The organism is Micromonospora sp., from assembly GCF_048594385.1.
GTDB lineage: Bacteria > Actinomycetota > Actinomycetes > Mycobacteriales > Micromonosporaceae > Micromonospora > Micromonospora wenchangensis.
This window is the reverse complement of sequence record NZ_JBMDWU010000358.1, coordinates 1-19,361: the sequence shown is the minus strand read 5'-3', so window position 1 is coordinate 19,361 and position 19,361 is coordinate 1. Positions and strand designations below refer to the sequence as shown.

The 19,361-nt window shown below is 71.9% G+C and carries 14 protein-coding genes; 12 read left to right on the top strand and 2 right to left on the bottom strand.

Annotation, left to right across the window (positions count from 1 at the left end; translation table 11 throughout):
* Nucleotides 1–928: class I SAM-dependent methyltransferase (locus tag ACOJTC_RS19075; protein ID WP_420117899.1), on the bottom strand; the 928-nt coding region annotated here is incomplete at its 3' end.
* A gap of 122 nt (nucleotides 929–1,050) precedes the next feature.
* Nucleotides 1,051–2,034, bottom strand: a complete 984-nt coding sequence (locus tag ACOJTC_RS19070) for a helix-turn-helix domain-containing protein (RefSeq protein ID WP_420117898.1) — start codon at nucleotides 2,032–2,034, stop codon at nucleotides 1,051–1,053.
* Between the two features lie 224 nt (nucleotides 2,035–2,258).
* On the opposite strand from ACOJTC_RS19070, the gene ACOJTC_RS19065 reads away from it, so the two are divergent.
* The 12 genes from ACOJTC_RS19065 (at nucleotide 2,259) to ACOJTC_RS19010 (ending at nucleotide 19,246) form a co-directional block, all read left to right on the top strand.
* Nucleotides 2,259–4,115 carry a RiPP maturation radical SAM C-methyltransferase gene (locus ACOJTC_RS19065; protein WP_420117897.1) on the top strand — a complete coding sequence of 619 codons (1,857 nt, stop codon included), beginning with the start codon at nucleotides 2,259–2,261 and terminating at the stop codon, nucleotides 4,113–4,115.
* A 49-nt stretch (nucleotides 4,116–4,164) separates the two neighbouring features.
* Nucleotides 4,165–4,305: a bottromycin family RiPP peptide gene (gene botA / locus ACOJTC_RS19060; RefSeq protein ID WP_204925177.1), complete on the top strand. Its 141-nt coding sequence runs from the start codon at nucleotides 4,165–4,167 to the stop codon at nucleotides 4,303–4,305.
* A gap of 94 nt (nucleotides 4,306–4,399) precedes the next feature.
* Nucleotides 4,400–5,533: a hypothetical protein gene (locus tag ACOJTC_RS19055; protein WP_420117896.1), complete on the top strand. Its 1,134-nt coding sequence runs from the start codon at nucleotides 4,400–4,402 to the stop codon at nucleotides 5,531–5,533.
* On the top strand, nucleotides 5,466–6,794 hold the full coding sequence (locus ACOJTC_RS19050) for a YcaO-like family protein (RefSeq protein ID WP_420117895.1): 1,329 nt from the start codon (nucleotides 5,466–5,468) through the stop codon (nucleotides 6,792–6,794). The genes ACOJTC_RS19055 and ACOJTC_RS19050 overlap by 68 nt, the downstream gene beginning before the upstream one ends.
* On the top strand, nucleotides 6,791–8,692 hold the full coding sequence (locus tag ACOJTC_RS19045; RefSeq protein ID WP_420117894.1) for a RiPP maturation radical SAM C-methyltransferase: 1,902 nt from the start codon (nucleotides 6,791–6,793) through the stop codon (nucleotides 8,690–8,692). Before ACOJTC_RS19050 ends, ACOJTC_RS19045 begins: the two co-directional genes overlap by 4 nt.
* Complete coding sequence (locus tag ACOJTC_RS19040) at nucleotides 8,679–9,482, top strand: alpha/beta fold hydrolase (protein WP_420117893.1); 804 nt, start codon at nucleotides 8,679–8,681, stop codon at nucleotides 9,480–9,482. Before ACOJTC_RS19045 ends, ACOJTC_RS19040 begins: the two co-directional genes overlap by 14 nt.
* Complete coding sequence (locus tag ACOJTC_RS19035) at nucleotides 9,479–10,879, top strand: hypothetical protein (RefSeq protein ID WP_420117892.1); 1,401 nt, start codon at nucleotides 9,479–9,481, stop codon at nucleotides 10,877–10,879. Before ACOJTC_RS19040 ends, ACOJTC_RS19035 begins: the two co-directional genes overlap by 4 nt.
* Nucleotides 10,869–12,062, top strand: a complete 1,194-nt coding sequence (locus ACOJTC_RS19030) for a cytochrome P450 (RefSeq protein ID WP_420117891.1) — start codon at nucleotides 10,869–10,871, stop codon at nucleotides 12,060–12,062. The genes ACOJTC_RS19035 and ACOJTC_RS19030 overlap by 11 nt, the downstream gene beginning before the upstream one ends.
* 7 nt (nucleotides 12,063–12,069) lie before the next feature.
* Entirely contained in the window at nucleotides 12,070–14,013 is a 1,944-nt protein-coding gene (locus ACOJTC_RS19025) for a RiPP maturation radical SAM C-methyltransferase (protein WP_420117890.1), read from the top strand.
* A gap of 133 nt (nucleotides 14,014–14,146) precedes the next feature.
* Nucleotides 14,147–14,701 carry a DUF2087 domain-containing protein gene (locus ACOJTC_RS19020; protein ID WP_204925185.1) on the top strand — a complete coding sequence of 185 codons (555 nt, stop codon included), beginning with the start codon at nucleotides 14,147–14,149 and terminating at the stop codon, nucleotides 14,699–14,701.
* 12 nt (nucleotides 14,702–14,713) lie between these two features.
* On the top strand, nucleotides 14,714–16,114 hold the full coding sequence (locus tag ACOJTC_RS19015) for a leucyl aminopeptidase family protein (RefSeq protein ID WP_420117889.1): 1,401 nt from the start codon (nucleotides 14,714–14,716) through the stop codon (nucleotides 16,112–16,114).
* Nucleotides 16,115–16,267: 153 nt separating this feature from the next.
* Complete coding sequence (locus ACOJTC_RS19010) at nucleotides 16,268–19,246, top strand: PQQ-dependent sugar dehydrogenase (protein ID WP_420117888.1); 2,979 nt, start codon at nucleotides 16,268–16,270, stop codon at nucleotides 19,244–19,246.
* Nucleotides 19,247–19,361: the final 115 nt, after the last annotated feature.

The window sequence follows — 19,361 nt, the reverse complement described above, 5'->3', positions numbered from 1 at the left end:
GGCCGGCGGCCGCCAGCACCCGGTCGGCGATGGATTCGGTGGACGAGCCAGCCGAACCGACGGAAACGCGCTTGCCCTTCAGGCCGGCGACGCTGGTGATGCCTGAGGAGGCGTTGACGACGACATGCAGGAAGCTGTCATAGAGAACCGCCAGCACCTTGGTGTCGAGCAGCAGTCGCAGCCGCAGGCCCAGAGGCAGCCGTCGGTGGTCGTCCGGGTCGGCGGTGTCGTACGCCCTGACCGACTCGACCAACCGCAGGCCCGGGACGTCCTGCGGCACCTCGCGCGGGTCGTCGATGCCCCAGCGCATCTGCGCGCCGGTCTGTCGCATCACCGGTAACGGCCCGCTCAGGCGCACGGTGGCCCGGGAGTACGAGTCGAAGGCGATCTCGCCGCCGAGTGGGAACCGGGCCACGATGGTGCGCAGCATCCGCGGGCCGTCCTCGGCGCCGAGGTACATGGCCAGCCCTTCACCGAGCACCAGCACCGGCCGGTCGGTCGGGATCTCCGTCAGCCAGCTCTCCTCGACCACCGAGGCGCCGAGGGTTCGGCAGCCCGGACGCGCGGGATAGAGCTCGTCCCGCAGGGCGATGACCTCGGGTTGGTCGATGTCGAACCACCGCACCCCGGGACCGGGGGCGAGCCGTTGCGCCCGCCCGTCGAGGCCACAGCCCAGATGCAGCACGGTGGCCTCGGGGTGGGCGTCGAGGAACCGCCGGGTCCAGCGGTCGAAGAACCGCGTGCGGAGGGCGACACCGACAGCGGTCGCCGGTTGGATCTGCAACTTCGCGAAGTCGTAGTCCAGCCTGTCGAGGATCCCGGCGGCGGTGTGGTCACCGAGCATCGGGTGCGGTGAGCGGGCGTCGACGGCCCGCGCGCAGAGGGTGGCGAGCGTCGTCTCCGCCGCTCCGGTCAGCGATACCTTCATTCCACAGCCCCAGTCGGGTGGACGCGGGTCCCATGGCACGGGTGGACGGTGCGGCGGGGGGCCGGCAGTGGCGGCGCACCCGGTGTGGATCTCCGGCCGCAGGTCGATGCTATCGATGCCGGCTACGGCAGGCAAGGCGGCGCTGACTTTCCGTCACCGCCCTCCGTCCTGTGTGGATCCGTTCGCCATATCCGACCGGCCTGGTGGGGCCCTCCGACACACCGGCGGACCAGGAGCCTGAGTTCCGCGGTGCCGGGATGGTCGCGGACACCCGGTGCGGTCAGCCACCGGTCGGCCAGGACCGGCCACGGGGCGCACGGGGGGATGACCTGGTGACGGAAGCGTCGGCGTCGGGCCAGCCAGCGGGCCACCGCCCGCGCCTCCGCCCCGGGGCAGTCGGCGCGGAGCACGTGCAGCGTCCCGTCCGGCACCGCCGCCTCCACCTCGGCCAGGAACGGGATCAGCCGCCGGGTCGGGCCCGACGCACCGCCCGCCGGGCCCGGCCCGGCGACGCTGTGCAGCGTCGGCGGGGCCGTCGCTGCGGCCGGGGCGGCGACGCCCGTGGCGTCGGGATGATCCACGGAGAGCACGAGGGTGCTGTCCCGACCCGCCAGGTGTACGCCGACCACGCCCCGTACGGCGGCCACGAACCCCGGATCGGTCACCAGCCGCCACGCGCGCACCCGGTCCGCCCCCAGGCCGTACTCGCGCCAGATGCGCGAGACCGTGGTCTGCGAGACACCCGTGGCGGCCGCCAGTGCGCGGGTGGTCCAGCGGTCGCCGGTGGGCGGCGGCAGGTCGAGGGTGGCGACCACCACCCGGTGTACGAGGTCGGCGCCGATCGTGCGCGGGGCACCCCGGCGTGGCTCGTCGGCGAGGCCGGCGAGCCGGTGGACGGCGAACCGGTTGCGCCACTTGCGGACGGTCTCCCGGCAGACCCCGAGTCGTTGGGCCACCTCAGCGGTGGTGTCCCCGGCGGCGCAGGCGAGGACGATGCGGGCGCGTAGCGCGAACGCGGATGTCCCGGCCGGAGTCCGGGCCAACTGCTCCAGCGCGACGCGCTCTTCGGTGGAAATGTGGTGGTCGTCGGCGGCGACAAAGGTCATGGAACATCCCGCCAACGAACTTGAAACTCATCGGCTGAATCTCCGCACGTCGAACGTGGTTCTGGGGATGAATGATCACCGAAAGGGACTTGACGGACGCGCTGCGTAGTAGTGAACATGAGTCCAGAATGACACATCGATCGAGGTGGTGATCGGTCATCAAACCACGCAGAGTCTCACTTGTATCAATGCCGTGGAACAGCGCGACACGACCGTCCATTCAGGTGGGAATTCTACGTTCGGTGGCCGAGGCCGAGGGCTGGCAGGTCGACTCCCATTACGCCTACCTCGACTTCTATTCAATGGCTCCGCAGATTCTCGGGCTGTCCGACGACGACTGGGCCCAGGCGTACGAACTCATCGCCGAGCGGCTCTACCATCTGTCGGTCGGCGACTGGATCTTCAGCCGACGCGGTGCCGCGCCCGAGGAGCGGGCGGCCTACGTCGACCTGCTGCGTTCCAAGCGGGTGGACGAGACCAGCATCGGGGTAATCGACGCGCTGCGTGCGGTGGCCGACCGGCACGTCGCCGCCACGACCGAACGGCTGCTCGCCGCCGAGCCGCAGGTCATCGGGTTCACCAGCATGTTCAGCCAGAACGGTGCGACCCTGGCGGTGGCCGAACGACTCCGCGAGGCGGGCTACACCGGGACGATCGTGTTGGGCGGCAGCAACTGCGAGGGCTCGATGGGCCGCGCCCTGCTGGCCAACTTCCCGGCCCTGGACGCCGTGGTCGACGGGCCGGGCGAGGAGGCGCTCGCCGCCCTGCTCGCCCAGGTGGAGGCAGATCAGCCGGTGCGCTCCGCGGGCCGCCTGGTGGCGCGTGGGGAGGGGACCGCCCAGGTCGCCGAACTGGTCCCCGCCGACCGGTTGACCGTTCCCATGCCCAACTACGACGGATTCTTCGAGCAGTTGTCGACGGCCGGTCTCGACCGGCTGGAACCGGATGTTTCATTGCCGGTGGAATTCTCACGCGGCTGCTGGTGGGGTGCCAAGACACACTGCACCTTCTGTGGCCTGAACGGGGCCACGATGCGCTACCGCAGCAAACACCCCGACTCGGTGGCCGGCGAACTCCGACACCTGATGGACCAGTACGGCGTGCTCGACTTCTTCGCGGTGGACAACATTCTCGACCTCGGCTATCTGGATACCGCCCTACCGGCGGTCGAAGAACTGCGGTCGGACCATTCCCTGTTCTTCGAGGTGAAGGCCAACATGGAGTGGGCGGACATCCGCCGGATGCGTCGGGCCGGGGTGCGTTCGGTGCAGCCAGGCATCGAGAGCCTGAGCACCGAGGGGCTGCGGGCACTGCGCAAGGGTGCCACCGCATTCCTGAACGTCCGGTTCCTGCTCGGCTGTGCCGAGTACGGGGTGCGGGCGGACTGGAACATCCTCACCGGTTATCCCGGGGAGGCCCCGGCGTCCATTCTGGCCCAGATCGATCTGGTCGCCTCCCTGTCACACCTGGTACCGCCGCACGTCACCCTGATCCGCTTCGACCGCTTCAGTCCCTACGTGGAATCCCCGGCCGAGTACGGGCTCACGTTGACCAAACCGTTCCCCGGCTACCGCTTCGCCTACCCGGCGCTGTCCGAGTCGGACCTGTGGAACATCGCCTACCACTTCGAGGGTGAGTTCACCGACGACCCCCGCAACGTCGAGTTGCGCCGCCGGTTGGCCGCACGCATCCGACTCTGGCGCAGCCGTCACGGGGAGGCGTCCTTCACCTACCGGCTCGGCTTCGCCAACGTCGTGCTCGACGACCGGCGGCCCGGCCTGCCACCGCAGCGGGTCACCCTGAACGGGGACGCGGCCCGACTGTTCCGTGCGGTGATCGGGGGCACCCGGTTCCGGGATCTCCAGGCCCAGGGGTGGGACGGGCCACGCTGGGACGCCGCGCTCGCTCTGCTGCAGTCCTGGCAGCGGCGGCGCTGGGTGTTCATCGAGGGCACCAAGGTGATCGCCCTGGCGGTGCGCTGGCGACCCTCGGCCTACCGCACGCCGCCGGCCAAGGGCACGCCGAAGCGAGTCCGGACCCAGGTCCCGCTCACCCTCTCCAGCCCCGCCACGCGTCGCTGACGTGGTGGCGGTGGACCACCGTCCGTACGACGCCCAGAAGGGAGGAAACATGGGACCGGTTGTCGTGTTCGACTGCATGACCGCAGATTTCCTGAACGACGACCCCAACAACGCCGAGCTGAGCGAGCTGGAACTGCACGAGCTCGAGACGTGGGGGGCCTGGTCGGACGAGGCCGAGCCGACCACGTGAGTCGGCCGGCGTGAGCCGCCCAGCGGACGCGTCCTGACCTGACCGGCGGGACGCGACCAGTCGACGGGCGAGCGGGTCCGGGAGGAGGGTGATGATGACCGTGACAGCGGTGGTGACGTGCGTGTTGCGCAGGGTCGAGTACCAGGCGTTCCCTGCGGAGCAGACGATCACCGTCCGGTGTACGGCCGTCGCCGACACGGCGGTGGCCCACGGCTACGGCACTGCCGTCACCGAGGCCGTCGCACGGCGTAAGGCACTGTCCGAAGCCGTCGAACGCATGCTCGCGTGTACTCCCTTCGCCCTGCTCGCCCGCCCGTCGACCAGCCGGGCCACCGCAGCCGACGCGCGGTCCGGCCCCGACGGTGCGCGTACGGTCCCACCGGGATGCCGGCTGCGCCGTTACCGGGCGCTCGACGGTGGATCGGACCTGGCGGTCCCGCTCTTCTGGTCCGCGCCGTGGGTGGCAGGCACGGAGTTGGCCGAGGGGGCCCTCACCCCGCCGGTGGCGCGGCTGTCCAGCACGATCGGCTGGGCGGTGGCGCCGACGCCCGCCGCGGCGCTGCGGGGGGCGGTGCTGGAACTGACCGAACTCCTCGACCACGGCGCCTTCCTCTACCGGTCACTCGCCGTCGCCCCGGCCGGCCGCTCCGGTACGGCGGCGACTGACCGGGCCGAGGTGGAGACGATCCCCCTCTCCTTCGTCGGTGGTACCCCGGTGGTGCTGGTCGTGGCCCGGGCCGGCCGGCGGATGCCCGCGACGGGTCTGGGCGCGGCGCAGACCGTCGCCGCCGCCACCGAGCGCGCTCTGCTGGAACTGGCGCAGGCCGACACCATGTGGCGGGCCAACGAGACGGCGGTACCGGCCGAGCGGTACTTCCTGCGTCGCTTCGAACGCTGGCCCCTGCTGCTGCGGTGCGCCACCCTCGACTTCGAACCGGTCCCGGCCCCCGTCCCCGGCCGGGCTCCCGAAGCACCCGAGCGGGAGTTGGCGGCCGCCGGTGTGCGGGTCTGGGCCGACACCGGGGAGCTGGAGGTCAGCGCGCCCGAACTACCGACCACCCGGCTGCACTTCGCGCACGCCGTCTCCCGACCACAGCCGCTCCTGGGCCTCGTCCGCGCGGGCGTTCCCGTCTTCGACATGGGAGAAGTGAGGAAGATCCTTGACGACCGAGTACGCAGACAACGACCTCTTGACCGCCGTCCTGCAGGGCGGGGCACAACGCGATGACGTCCCACCGGAACGGGAGACGCCCATCGGCACCGCCCTCACCGCCGTGCGTGACTGGCTGACCGCCGAGCGGCTCACACCCGACATCCGCAGGTACGGCCCGGACACCGCGCCCACCTACGAGGTACGCCTGCACGACGCCGACGGCGTGCTCTGTTCCCGCAGCTCCGGCAAGGGCCTCGGCCACCGGAGCCTGGCGAGCGCCCTGTTCGAGAGCGCCGAGCACTACCACCTGGACTGGCGGCGCGACGCGGGCGCCGGCTGGAGTGGCTTCATGTCCGGCCGGGCGGTGGCCGAGCAACCCACCGCGCGCCGTTCGGCGCTGCTGCGGCGGCTGGCTGGGATCATGCCGGACGCCTCGGTCTTCACCCGCGACTACGTTCCGGTCGCCACCGCCCTCGGGCAGGACGGCGGCAGCTCCCACCGCCAGCCGGTGTTCCTCCGCGACGGGGGCTACCAGAACTGGCCGCATCCGCAGGACGACGGGGCCTTCCGTCCGCTGTGGCACTACACCTCGAGCGCCGGCTACGCCGCCGGCACCACTCTCCACGAGGCGTTGGTCCATGCGATCAACGAGGTCATCGAGCGGGACGCGTGGTCCTGTCAACTCGCCCGCAGCTACTTCGGCATGGGTGAGCCCGGCCTGGTGGTGGTCGATCCGGCGACGCTCACGACGGAGCTGCGGGCCCTGGCCGACGACGTGGAGGAGCTGACCGGCGCGCCGATCCTCATCGTGTCGATCGCCTGCGACACCGGGGTGCCCGCCTACGTGGTCTGCGACGGCAGCGCCGACGAGGTGATCCGTCTCATCGGCAGCGGCGCCTCGCCGGTGCGCGCCTACGCCCTCCAACGCGCGTTGCTGGAGTATCTCCAGGTACGCACCATGTTCCAGCACGGGCCGGTGAACGCCGACACCGAGGCGGGGCAGATCACCTCCGCACTGGCCCGCTATCCCCGGCACCTGGCCGCCGCCCGCTTCGACGTCCGCACGTTGCCCCGACGCACCGTGCCCTTCCGTCCCGAGGACGGGTTGCCCGTCGAGGCCACGCCCGAGCAGCTGCTCCGCCATCTGGTCGATCAGCTGGCCGCGGTCGGGGTGCACGCCTACCACCGGGTGCTCACCCGACCCGGGTCCATCACCGTGGTCGACGTGGTGGCCCCGGGGCTCGAACTGCTGGACAAGGCACGTGCGGGTTACCCGGTGCTGCCGACCGGTCGGCTCGGTGCGGCGATGGCCGGGCAGGGAGGCGCGCGGCCATGAGACTCGTCCTCGTCGCGCCCCCGTGGAACAGCCTCTACCGGCCGTCCATCCAGGTCGCCTCGCTGATCGCGTTGGCCGCCAAGTCCGGGGGTGGTCCCGTGACCGCCGAGTACATCTACCTGGACTGGTTCGAGTTCGCCGTCAAGGAGCTGGACTGCGAGCCGGCACGGTTCGCCGCCGTCTACGACACCATCGGCGAGGAACTCTACGGCCTCGGCGTGGGTGACTGGATCTTCGGGCGCGGCCTGCCCGCGGCGCGCGACGAGGACGAGGAGGCCGCCCGTGCCGAGTACGCCGGGTTCCTACGCGCCCGCGGTGTTTCCGCCGAGTTGGTGGACCTCGTGCTGGCGATGCGCGCCAGCGCGCCCCGGTTCGTCGCCGACACCGCCGACCGGCTCCTGGACACCGGCGCCCAGGGGTTCGGATTCACCACCTCGTTCAGCCAACTGGTGCCCGCCCTGGCGGTCGGCCGGGCCATCAAGGACCGGGCCCCCGACCGGCTGGTCTTCCTCGGCGGTGCCAACTGCGACCGGCCGATGGGTGAGGCGGTCATGCGCGCCTACCCGTTCGTGGACCTGGTCGTGCAGGGTGAGGGGGAGGCCGCGGTCGCCGCGCTGTGCGCGGCCAAGGACCCGACCGTGCCGATCTCGGCACCGGGGGTGGTGACCCGCGCCGGTACCCGGCTGGTGGTCAGCACGCCGGTGGTGCAGTCGGTCGACGCCGTGCCGGTGCCCCGCTACGACGACTACTTCCGCCGGCTGGCGGAGCTTCCCTGCAGCGAGCTGATCCGTCCCCACGTGGCGCTGCCGTTCCAGATGTCGCGCGGCTGTTGGTGGGGCGAGAAGATGCACTGCACGTTCTGTGGCGAGAACGGCAGCGGCATGCCGTACCGCAGCAAGCCGGGCCGGCAGCTGGTGCACACCCTGCGCGAGCTGACCGAGCGGCAGGGGGTACTCGACACATATGCGGTGGACACCATCCTCGCCAAGGACGACAACGGACTGGTCGAGCTGGCCGAGGCCGAGGTGGACGTGACCACCTTCTTCGAGGTCAAGGCGAACCTGGGACCCAGGGCGCTCGGGCAGCTCCGGGCGGCCGGGGTGATGACCGTGCAGCCGGGCATCGAGAGCCTCAGCACCGGGTCGCTGAAGCTGCTCCGCAAGGGTGCCACCGCCTTCCACAATCTGCGTTTCCTGGTGCTCTGCCGCGAGCTGGGTATCGAGGTCGGCTGGAACCTGCTCTCGGCGATGCCCGGGGAGCAGGCGGAGATGCTGGAGGAACAGCTTCGGCTGATCCCCTTCCTGTCGCACCTGGACCCGCCGTCCACGGTGAGCAAGGTTCGCGTCGACCGCTACAGCCCCTACTTCGAGAGGCCGGAGGAGTTCGGGATCGAGCTGCGCGGGCCCGAGGCGAAGTACCGCTTCGTCCACCCGGGCGAGGACGTGGACCGGGCGACGCTCGCCTACTCGTTCGACCACGACGAGCCGGACGCCACCGACGGCGCGCTGCTGCTGACCCTGCGCCGGCGGCTGGGCGCCCGGGTCGGGCTGTGGAAGAAACTGCACCCGCAGAGCCGCTTCACCTACCGCCTCGGCCCCACCGTCACCGCGGTCCACGACCACCGTCCGCACGTCGGACGGGGCCGGGAGGTGCTGCGGGGCTGGGAGAACGTCCTGTTCCGTGGGCTGACGCACGGGGGTCGGATCACCGGGTCGGTGGCGGCGGCCGTCGAGGCGGGTGCCACACCGGAGCAGGCCCACGAGAAGCTGACCGAGTGGTCCGCCCGCGGCTGGGTGTTCCTGGAGGCACCGCAGGGTCTGGTGCTGGCCGTACACGACAGCGGGCGCGACGAGCTGGGCCGGGCGATGGCCTTGGGAGGGCGTAGTGCAGCAGCGTGACCTGGAACCGTTCGAGACCACCTCCGCCGACGGCGCCCGGTTGCACGGCATGCGCAGGCCGGGGACGGGGACACCGGTGGTGCTGGTGCACGGGGTGGCGATGGACTGGCGGATCTGGGCCGACTCGGGGTTCCTCGACGCTCTTCCCGACGCCGACCTGCTCGCCCTCGACCTGCGGGGGCGCGGGGCCAGCGAACGCGTCGGCCTGCCGCAACGGCACGGTATCGACAGGCACGTCGAGGACGTCCGGGCGGTGATGGACCTCTTCGGGCACCCCGAGTACACGGTGTTCGGTGTCTACTTCGGCGGGCGGACAGCCCTGCGGGTCGCCGCCGACGATTCGAGGGTCACCCGGGCGTACTCCTTCTGCGCGCACGCCGAGGAGGTGGAACTCCCCGACGACGCGGTCGAGCAGGAGGCGGCGGCGATCGAGGCCCCCGACGGACACCGCTACCTGACCGACCACTTCCACCGGGTCGGCGCGCCGGACTGGATGGTCGACGCGTGCCGTCGGGTCGACCTGCCGGAGCTGGCGGCGGTCACCCGCGGCCTGTGGTACGGCTCGGCCCGCGCCGTCCAGCGGCGGAACCCCGGCCAGGATCTCGTGCTCATCACCGCCGAGGGCGACCCCGAACGTGACGTCTTCACCGCGGGTGAGCGCCGCCTCGGTGCCCGGATCTGGTTGGTCGACAGCCCCACCCGGGTGCGGGCGGCCCACCGCCTCGCCGAGGTGGGAGCGCGCGTGGCGACCGAGACCGCCGGGTACGCCGCTGGTACGGGTGCCCGATGACTCCCAGCCAGGACGCGCAGTGGCGGCTGCGGGTCGGCCTGCTGCCCGCGGGCGATCCGCAGGCCGACGCGCTGCGGGCCCTCGCGACCCGGCCCCGCGCCCACCACATTCCCGCCGTCGCGCCGGTCGGGCCGGACACCGGCCGCCCCGGACCGGTACGGGATCTGGTGGTCGAGGACGGAGTCCTGGTGCACGGGCCGCCCGGTGACGGACCGGCCCGGTGGTACGCCCTGCCGGGCTTCGTGGACGCGCACGCGCACGTGTCGTCGTCCGGTGACCTGGTCGGTCTGCTCACCCACGGCGTGACGTCGTACCGCCAGATGTGGGGCGAGCCCGCGCACCGCTACGCGGCGGGCGTGCACCGGGCCCGGACCGCCGTGGTGCCCCGCGCCTGGGTCAGCACGGCCGTGGTCGACGGCCCGACCACCCGGGTGCCGGGCGGGGCGATGGTGGTGGACGACCGGCACTCGGCCGACCACGTGCTCAACGAGGCTCTCGGCTTCGGCTTCGACGGCATCAAGGTCTATGACGACGTGGAACCCGCCTGGTTCGCGGCGATCACCGCCGCAGCCGACCGGGTGGGTCTCCCGGTGGTCGGACACGCCCCCGAACGGGTGCCGATCGCCGAGGCGCAGGCCGCGATGTGGTCAACCGAACATCTCTACGGTCTGGTGCCCAACATCTTCCGGCTTCCCGGTGACCGGCGGTGGCAGGTCCTTTCCGCCGCTCTCGACCGGGTGGAGGCGGAGGGCGCCTCCCGGGTCGAGGGGTACGCCGGGCGTTTCGTCTGTCCCACCCTGGTCACGTGGCGGGCGTTGACCGGCGAGCGGCGGTGGACGCGTCCCTCGCCCACGGCCCTGGCGCTGGCCGACGCGGGTCGGACGCAGGCCTGGACCGCGGCCGCCCGCGCGGCCATCGGTCTCGACCGCGCCGCGGCAGCCGAGCGTGGGGCGCTGGTGGACCGGCTCGGTGGCCTGGTCCGTGCCGTCGCCGGGGCGGGGGCACGCGTGCTGGTCGGCACCGACTGCGGCAACCCGTTCGTGGTGGCGGGTCCGTCGTTCCACAAGGAACTGGCCGAGTTGTCCCGCGCGGGGCTCCCCTTCGCCGCGGTGCTGCAGGCGGCCACCGGGGCGGCCCACGCCGCGATGCGCCGGGGCCCGGCCGCGACCACCGAGGCTGATCTGGTGCTCTACCGGCGGCTGCCGACCACGGTGGCCGACCTGGCCCGTCCCGACGCCGTCCTGGTCGACGGCGTCCTGCTCGACGCCGGGGATCTCGACGAACTCTGGTCCCTGCGACTGACCACCGCCGGGCTGAACGCCGGGGTCTGGCCCCGGGGCGGGCTCGACCCGGTGCCCGCCCTACCACGGGAGAAGGAGAGATCTGGTGCAGGCTGACAGGTGCCCGGTCACCGGGGCCACCGCCGCGACGGCGGGGGAATCGGTCGACTTCGACTTCTTCGCCGCGCCGCAGGCGTACCGGCGCGTCGCGGCGGAACACGCCCGCGACGGCGCGTTCCACAGCTCGCACGGCGGCAGCTTCTGGGCCCTGTCCACCTACGAGGGGATCTGCGCCGCGTTCCGCGACGAGGACACCTTCAGCGTGTCCCGGGTCAGCGCCGCCGAGGGTGCCGAGGACGAGCGCTGGATCCCCCTGACGATCCAGGGTCGTGCCCACAACGAGTGGCGGCGGCACCTGGCGGCCTGGTTCACCCCGCAACGGGCCCGGGATCTGACCCCCGTGATCCGGGCGAACGCGCGGCGGCGTATCGAGGCGTTCGTCGACCGGGGCGAGGTTTCCTTCTCCGACGAGTTCGCCCGCCCGTACGTGCTGGAGAATCTGATGCTGGCGGTCGGGTGGCCGCGGGCGGACCTCGATCACCTGCTCGCCATCAACGTGGCGATGATCCGGTCCCGGGAGGCGCCGGACCCACGTCAGGCGTTCAACGCCGAGACCGCGTTCCCCGCGCTCCAGGAGTACGTGCGGCGGCACGTGGCGCGGCGTCGTGCGGAGCCGGTCGAGGCGGACCTGACCACTGCCACCTTCGATTGGGACATCGACGGTTCCCCGGTCAGCGACGCCGACCGGGAATCGCTGCTCACGGTCCTCTTCCTGGCCGGGGTCGACTCCACCGTCAACCACATGGCCAACGGCATCCAGCATCTCGCCCACCACCCGGGGGACCGGCACCGGTTCCTGCGCGAGCCGCAGATCCGGCCGGCTGCGGTGGAGGAGTTCCTGAGGGTGAACTCCTGCATGTATCCCGGTCGGCTGGCCACCCGGGAGGGTGCGGGCGGGGTCGCCTCCCGGGGCGACACGGTGCTGCTGCCGCTGGCCCTGGCGAACTACGACCCGGCGGTCTTCCCGGATCCGGAGCGGGTCGACTTCGACCGGACGCAGAATCCGCACATCGCCTTCGGTACCGGTCACCACCAGTGTCTCGGTGCCGCCTACGCCCGCGCGCAGATCCTCACCGCCTGGGAGGAGTGGCACGAGATGATCCCCGACTACCGGCTGCCCGAGCCGACGGTGGAACCACCCTTCCTCCGTAACGTCTACGACCTGCGCATCATCTGGTGATGACGTGATGAGCGACGCTGGCCGCGCGGCACTCGTCTCGATGCCCTGGAACAACGTCCACCGCCCGTCGATCCAGATCGGCACCCTGCGGGCGGTGGCCGAGGCGGAGGGCTGGGAGGTGGTTTCCGACTACGCGTACCTCAGCTTCTACGCCCTGGCCGGACGGATGCTCGGCCTGTCCCCGGACGACTGGGCGGCGGCCTACACGCGGGTCGCCGAGGGCCTCTACCACCTGTCGGTCGGCGACTGGGTGTACGCCCGGCGGGCCGCCGGTGACGCCGAGCGCGCCGTCTACTACACGCTGCTGCGGGACCGGGGGATCACCGACCGGGAGATCGCGTTGGTCGACGCGTTGCGCGCGGTCGCCGACCGGCACGTGGTCGAGACCGCCGAGGGGCTGCTCCGGGCGGCGCCGCAGGTCATCGGCTTCACCACGACGTTCAGCCAGAACGGCCCGACGCTCGCGGTCGCGGAACGGCTCCGTGCGCGGGGGTACACCGGGACCATCGTGCTCGGCGGCAGCAACTGCGAGGGGCCGATGGGCCGTACCCTGCTGGCGAAGTTCCCGGCGGTCGACGCCGTGGTGGACGGGCCGGGCGAGGACGCCTTCGTCGCGTTGCTGCGGCAGGTCGCGGCGGGTGGTCCGCTCGCGGCGGCCGGCCGACTGGTGGTGCGAGGGCAGGACGCCGCGTCCACGTCCCGGGCGTTGCCGGCCCGGCGCAGCACCGCGCAGCTCGTGGTGCCCCGGCCCAACTACGACGGCTTCTTCGAGCAGCTGCGGGAGGTCGGTCTGCATGCTCTGGAGCCCGACATCACGCTTCCGGTGGAGTTCTCCCGGGGCTGCTGGTGGGGGGCGAAGACGCACTGCACGTTCTGCGGGCTCAACGGTGCCACCATGGAGTTCCGCAGCAAGCACCCGGACTCGGTGGCCGAGGAACTGCACCACCTGATGGACCGGTACGGGGTGCTCGACTTCTTCGCCGTGGACAACATCCTCGACCTGGGCTACCTGGAGACGGCGCTGCCCCGGGTGGAGCAGATGCGCACGGACCACTCGCTCTTCTTCGAGGTGAAGGCGAACATGGACTGGGCGCAGATCCGGGCGATCCGGCGGGCCGGGGTGCGTTCGGTCCAGCCCGGGATCGAAAGCCTCAGCACCGAGGGACTGCGGGCGTTGAAGAAGGGCGCCACCGCGATGCAGAACGTCCGGTTCCTGCTGGGCTGCGCGGAGTTCGGGGTGCTGCCGGTGTGGAACATTCTCACCGGCTATCCCGGGGAGACCCCCGCGTCCCTGCTGTCCCAGCTCAACCTCGTGGCTTCGCTGACCCACCTGGAACCGCCCGACGCGGACATCCTCGCCGTGCACTTCGACCGGTTCAGCCCGTACGTGGAACGGCCCGGGTCGTTCGGGTTGACCCTGTCGCGTCCCTTCCCCGGTTACCGGTTCGCCTATCCGGGGCTCTCCGACGAGGAACTCTGGGACATCGCGTACCACTTCGAGGGTGACTTCCACGACGACGCACGCAACGAGGAGCTGCGCCACCGGCTGGCCGCCCGGGTGCGGCTGTGGAAGGCGCACCGGCACACCGCCCGTTTCACCTACCGGCTCGGCTTCAGCTCGGTCGTCCTCGACGAGCAGCGGCCGGGCCTGCCGGCGGGTCAGACGGTCCTCACCGGTGACGAGGCCCTGCTGTTCCGTGCCCTGATCGGGGGTACCCGCTTCCGCGACCTGCAGGCCCGGCACTGGTCCGGCACACGCTGGGAGCCGACACTGGAGTTGCTGCACGCCTGGCAGCGCCGACGTTGGGTGTTCATCGAGGGGGCCAAGGTGATCGCCCTGGCGGTGCGGCACCGTCCCTCGGCGTACCGCACACCACCGGCGCAGAGCACTCCCCGCCGGGCCCGGACGCAGACACCCGTCGTGTTGGAGACGCCGACGGTCCGGGGCTGAGTCGACGGCGGTGGCACCGGCGGTTCGACCGGTGTGACGCGGTGCGACTGCTAGGTTATCGACAGTGGACAGATTCGGGAGAGGTCCGGCCGTGGTGACCGGCCCGCCCGACGACGCAGAGGTGAGGTGTCCGGTGCCCCCGGCCGACGAAGAGCCGCAGACCGACTCCGCTGACCGTCCGCCGTCCTGCGGGGACATCGTCGGCCTGCTGGCCGAGCCGGCCCGGCGGTCGGCGTTCGCCGCGCTCGTGCTCGGGGCGCGCACCGTGGGGTCGGTGTCCGAGCAGACCGGGCTCACCCCCAAGGCCACCGCGGGCGCCCTGCGCCGGCTGGTGGACGGCAGGATCGTCGCCGAGGACCGGGCCACCAACACGTACGCCCTGGTGGACGATGCCTTCCGCCGTGCGGTCCAGGCCGAGGTCCGGGTTGCCGGCCGCAGTGGCGGGGACGGCGCGGGAGCCTACTTCCGTCGTGGCCGCATCACCGCCATTCCCGCAGACGCCGAGGTGCGGGCCCGGGTGCTGGCCGTGGTGGTCGACACCTTCTCCCCCGGGGAGGTCTATCCCGAGGCCCGGGTCAACGCCCTGTGCGGCGAGTGGTTCGACGACTGGGTGGCCCTGCGTCGTGCCCTGGTGGACGAGGGGCTGCTCACGCGCAACCAGGCCGGCACCGCCTACGAGCGCGCCTGACCCGTGCCGGGCGTGAGCGTGACCCCGGTCGCCGATGCCCGGCCCGCCGACGTGGTGGCCCTGCCCTGGCACCACGGCACCCGCCCGGGGACGTTCGCCCTCCGTCGCGGGTTCACCGGCCGCGCCGGTCAGGTCGTCGCCGAACCGGGCCCGGACGGTCGGACGGTGCTGCTCAACGTCGGTCTGGGCCCCGCCGGGGCAGCGACCCCGGCGACCTTCCGCCGGGCGGCGGCCGCTGCCGTCCGGGCCGCCGGCCCGGCCCGTACCCTGCGGCTGGACCTCGCCGAGACGACGGAGGGCCCGATGTCCGCGGGTGCCCGTGCCCGCGCGGTGGCCGAGGGTGCGGTGCTGGCCGCCTACCGCTACGACCGCCACCGCCGCGGTGCTGCTCCGCCCCTGGGTGAGATCACCATCCGCACCGCGCACCCCGGTGCGGTGGCCGAGGGTGTCGCGGTCGCCGATGCCGTCTGCCTCGCGCGGGATCTGGTGAACAGCCCCGGCGGTGAACTGGGTCCGACGGAGTTCGGGCGGCGGGTCGCCGGCCTCGCCGGTGGTGCGCTCGCCTGCGTCGTGCACCGTGGCGAGGCGCTGCACACCCTGGGCATGGCGGGTCTGCTGGCGGTGGCCCGAGGTTCGGCCGAGCCGCCGTGTCTGGTGGAGCTCCGGTACGACCCTCCGACGCCCGGACGAAGCGTCACCCTGGTGGGCAAGGGGATCACCTTCGACTCGGGTGGGCTCTGCCTGAAGATCCCACCCGAGATGCGGGCGATGAAGGCCGACATGGGGGGGGCCGCAGCCGTCGTCGGTGCGGTCTGCGCCGTGGCCGCCCTGCGCCTGCCGGTGGGGCTGCGGGCGCTGCTCCCGCTCGCCGAGAACATGCCCGGCCCGGCGGCCCTGCGTCCGGGGGACGTCGTCCGGCACGCCGACGGGACGACCACGGAGGTCCTGAACACCGACAACGAGGGCCGGGTGGTGCTGGCCGACGCTCTGCTGCTGGCCCGCGACCCTGCCCCGGACGTCCTGATCGACGTGGCGACCCTGACGGCGGCGGTGCCGCACGTGCTCGGGGCCCGCGCGGCGGCCTACTTCGCCCGGGACGATTCGCTGGCCGCCGAGGTGTCGGCCGCCGCCGCCCGGTCCGACGAGCTGTTCTGGCGTCTCCCGCTGTGGGAGTCCGAGCGGCGTCACCTCAGATCGTCGGTGGCGGACCGGGTGAACGCCGCCTTCCGTCCTGGCGACGCGATCCAGGCGGCGCTCTTCCTCCGGGAGTTCGTGGGGCCACGGCTCCCCTGGGTCCACGTCGACCTCGGGGCAGCCGCGTTCAACGACGAGGCCCCCTACGACGAGATCCCGCACGGGGGCACGGGCTTCGGCGTACGGACCCTGGTGGAGTTTCTGCGCGGTCCGCGGTAGGGGCCCCGTCCCCGGTCGGTGTTGTTCGCCCACCGGTCGGCCCGGCACGAGGGGCGCCGGGCATCCGGTGCGACGGCGCGGGCTTTTTGCGGTTCGAGCGAAAGTCGGTCGTGATTCGACAGAAGGCATGGACAGCGGAATCGAAACAGCTTAATGTCTTCGCCATCACGCAAGTGTTTCAGCGAGGTGAACCGGCGGCGCGGTGATCCATCGACCCCCTCCCCCGCTACGGCATCCGGCGCGACGGCGCGCGCCCGCCCTGGCATTCGAACGTCAGGAAGGGACGGACAGCCAGTGTCCTCACACGATGGCGCGTTCGGCCGGCGAACGGCGTCGGTCAGCTCCGCACTGCTCCTGGTCGCCGCCGCCGGGCTGATCGCCCTCGGCAGCCCGGCCCCCGCCCAGGCCCACACCGTCAACCCCACCGACTTCCAGCAGGTCACCCTGGCCAAGGGGGAGCCCGAGGTCGGCGAGCCGATGACCATCGCGGTGCTGCCCGACCGGTCGGTGCTGCACACCGCCCGCAACGGCACGCTTCGGCGCACCGACGCCGCCGGCACCACCACCGTGGTGGGCACGATCCCCGTCTACACCCACGACGAGGAGGGCCTGCAGGGCGTCGGGGTGGACCCGAACTTCACCACCAACCGGCACGTCTACCTGTACTACGCCCCGCCGCTGTCCACCCCCGCCGGGGACGCCCCGGCCACCGGCACGGACTTCTCCGCCTGGCAGGGCGTGAACCGGCTGTCCCGGTTCACCCTCAACGCCAACTGGACGCTGAACACGTCCAGCCAGGTCACCATCCTGGACGTGCCGGCCGACCGGGGCATCTGCTGTCACGTCGGCGGGGACATCGACTTCGACGCGGCCGGGAACCTGTACCTGTCGACAGGTGACGACAGCAACCCGTTCGACTCCGCCGGGTACGCGCCGATCGACGAGCGGACCAACCGCAACCCCGCGTACGACGCGCAGCGCAGCGCGGCCAACAGCAACGACCTGCGCGGCAAGATCCTGCGGATCAGGGTGAACGCGGACGGCAGCTACTCGGTCCCGGCCGGGAACATGTTCGCCCCGGGCACCGCGCGGACCCGTCCGGAGATCTACGCGATGGGGTTCCGCAACCCGTTCCGGATGAGCGTGGACAGGGCCACCGGGGTGGTCTACGTCGGCGACTACGGCCCGGACGCCGGCACCACCGGCGCGCGCGGCCCCAGTGGACAGGTCGAGTTCAACCGGGTGACCGGGCCGGGCAACTACGGCTGGCCGTACTGCACGGGCACGAACACCGCCGCCGAGACGTACGCGGAGTGGGACTTCGCCGCCGGCACCGCAGGGGCGAAGTACAACTGCGCCGGTGGGCCGACGAACAACTCGTTCCGCAACACCGGCCTGCCCACCCTGCCTGCGGCCCAGCCGGCCTGGATTCGGTACGCCGGTGACGCCGGCACCCCGCCGGAGTTCGGTGGCGGCTCCGAGTCGCCGATGGCCGGTCCGGTCTACCGCTACAGCGCGTCGAACCCGTCCACCACGAAGTTCCCGCAGTCCTTCGACGGCCAGTTCTTCGCCACCGAGTTGGGCCGGGGCTGGATCAAACCGATCCACGTCAACGCCGACGGCTCCCGAGGGGCCATCGACGCGTCGTTCCCCTGGAACGGCAAGCAGGTCATGGACTCCGCGTTCGGCCCGGACGGTGCGCTGTACGTCCTCGACTACGGCACCGGCTACTTCAACGGTGACGCCAACTCGGCGCTGTACCGGTACGACTACGTCGGCGGTGGCAACCGCGCGCCGACGGCCGTCGCCGCCGCCGACCGGACCTCCGGGGCGGCCCCGCTGACGGTGAACTTCTCGTCGGCCGGGTCGTCGGACCCGGAGGGTGGGGCGTTGACCTACTCGTGGGCGTTCGGTGACGGCACCACCTCCACGGCGGCCAACCCCGGCAAGACGTTCACCGCCAACGGCACCTACAACGTCACCCTGACCGTCCGGGACCCGCAGGGCGCGACCGGCACGGCCAGCGTGCAGATCGGCGTCGGCAACACCGCCCCGACGGTCACCATCACCGGCCCGGCGAACGGTTCGCTGTTCTCCTACGGCGACACGGTGCCGTTCAGCATCACCGTCACCGATCCCGAGGACGGCACCATCGACTGCGCCAAGGTCAGGATGACCTACGTGCTCGGCCACGACCAGCACGGTCACCAGATCACCGCGAAGAACGGCTGCTCCGGCACGATCACCATCCCGGTCGACGGCGAGCACGACGACGCGGCGAACATCTTCGCGGTCTTCGACGCCGAGTACACCGACGCCGGTGGGCTGACCACCCACCGGCAGCACACCCTCCAGCCGCGCAAGCGCCAGGCCGAGCACTTCAAGACCTCGTCCGGGATCACCGTCTACGACAAGACCCCCGCCGAGGGCGGCAAGACCGTCGGCAGCATCGACAACGGCGACTGGATCGCGTTCGAGCCGTACCGGCTGGACAGGGCCACCTCGTTCAGCGCGCGGGTCTCCTCCAACGGTGTCGGCGGCACCCTCCAGGTGCGGACGGGTTCACCCACCGGCACCGTGCTGGGCCAGGCGACCGTCCCGGTCACCGGCGGCTGGGAGACCTTCACCACCGTCACCGGCACCCTCTCCGGCGCGCCGGCCAGCACCGGCACGCTCTACCTCACCTTCGCCGGGGGCACCGGGGCACTGTTCGACCTCGACACGTTCACGTTCGTCACCGGCGGCACCGCCGGTACCGGGCCGATCGTCGGGCTCGGCGGCAAGTGCCTCGACGTCCGCAACGCCGCCACCGCCGACGGCACCCAGATCCAGATCTACACCTGCAACGGCACCGCCGCCCAGACCTGGACGGTCACCCCGAACAGCACCGTGAAAGCGCTGGGTAAGTGCCTGGACGTCTCCGGTGGCGGTACCGCCGACGGCACGAAGATCCAACTCTGGACCTGCAACGGCACCGCGGCGCAGAACTGGTCCGCCCAGGCCGACGGCACCCTGCGCAACCCCCAGTCGAACAAGTGCCTCGACGTGTCCGACAACAGCGCCACCGACGGCCAGGCCGTCCACCTCTGGACCTGCCTGGCCGCCGCCAACCAGAAGTGGACCCTGCCGTAACCCGCCCGCCGGGGCACCCGCGGGGTGCCCCGGCACCCCCCTCCACCCCCTGCGGGAGAGTGAGATTCGCAGACTCCTTCGTAGCGTCCACGGCGCGGTGACCGCCGCCGCCGCG

What these genes read in the sequence shown, in the direction of transcription:
- ACOJTC_RS19035 (WP_420117892.1), top strand. Translation starts at nt 9,479, where the DNA reads ATGACTCCCAGCCAGGACGCGCAGTGGCGGCTGCGGGTCGGCCTGCTG.
- ACOJTC_RS19045 (WP_420117894.1), top strand. Translation starts at nt 6,791, where the DNA reads ATGAGACTCGTCCTCGTCGCGCCCCCGTGGAACAGCCTCTACCGGCCG.
- ACOJTC_RS19070 (WP_420117898.1), bottom strand. Translation starts at nt 2,034, where the DNA reads ATGACCTTTGTCGCCGCCGACGACCACCACATTTCCACCGAAGAGCGC.
- ACOJTC_RS19055 (WP_420117896.1), top strand. Translation starts at nt 4,400, where the DNA reads ATGACCGTGACAGCGGTGGTGACGTGCGTGTTGCGCAGGGTCGAGTAC.
- ACOJTC_RS19025 (WP_420117890.1), top strand. Translation starts at nt 12,070, where the DNA reads ATGAGCGACGCTGGCCGCGCGGCACTCGTCTCGATGCCCTGGAACAAC.
- ACOJTC_RS19010 (WP_420117888.1), top strand. Translation starts at nt 16,268, where the DNA reads ATGTCTTCGCCATCACGCAAGTGTTTCAGCGAGGTGAACCGGCGGCGC.
- botA (WP_204925177.1), top strand. Translation starts at nt 4,165, where the DNA reads ATGGGACCGGTTGTCGTGTTCGACTGCATGACCGCAGATTTCCTGAAC.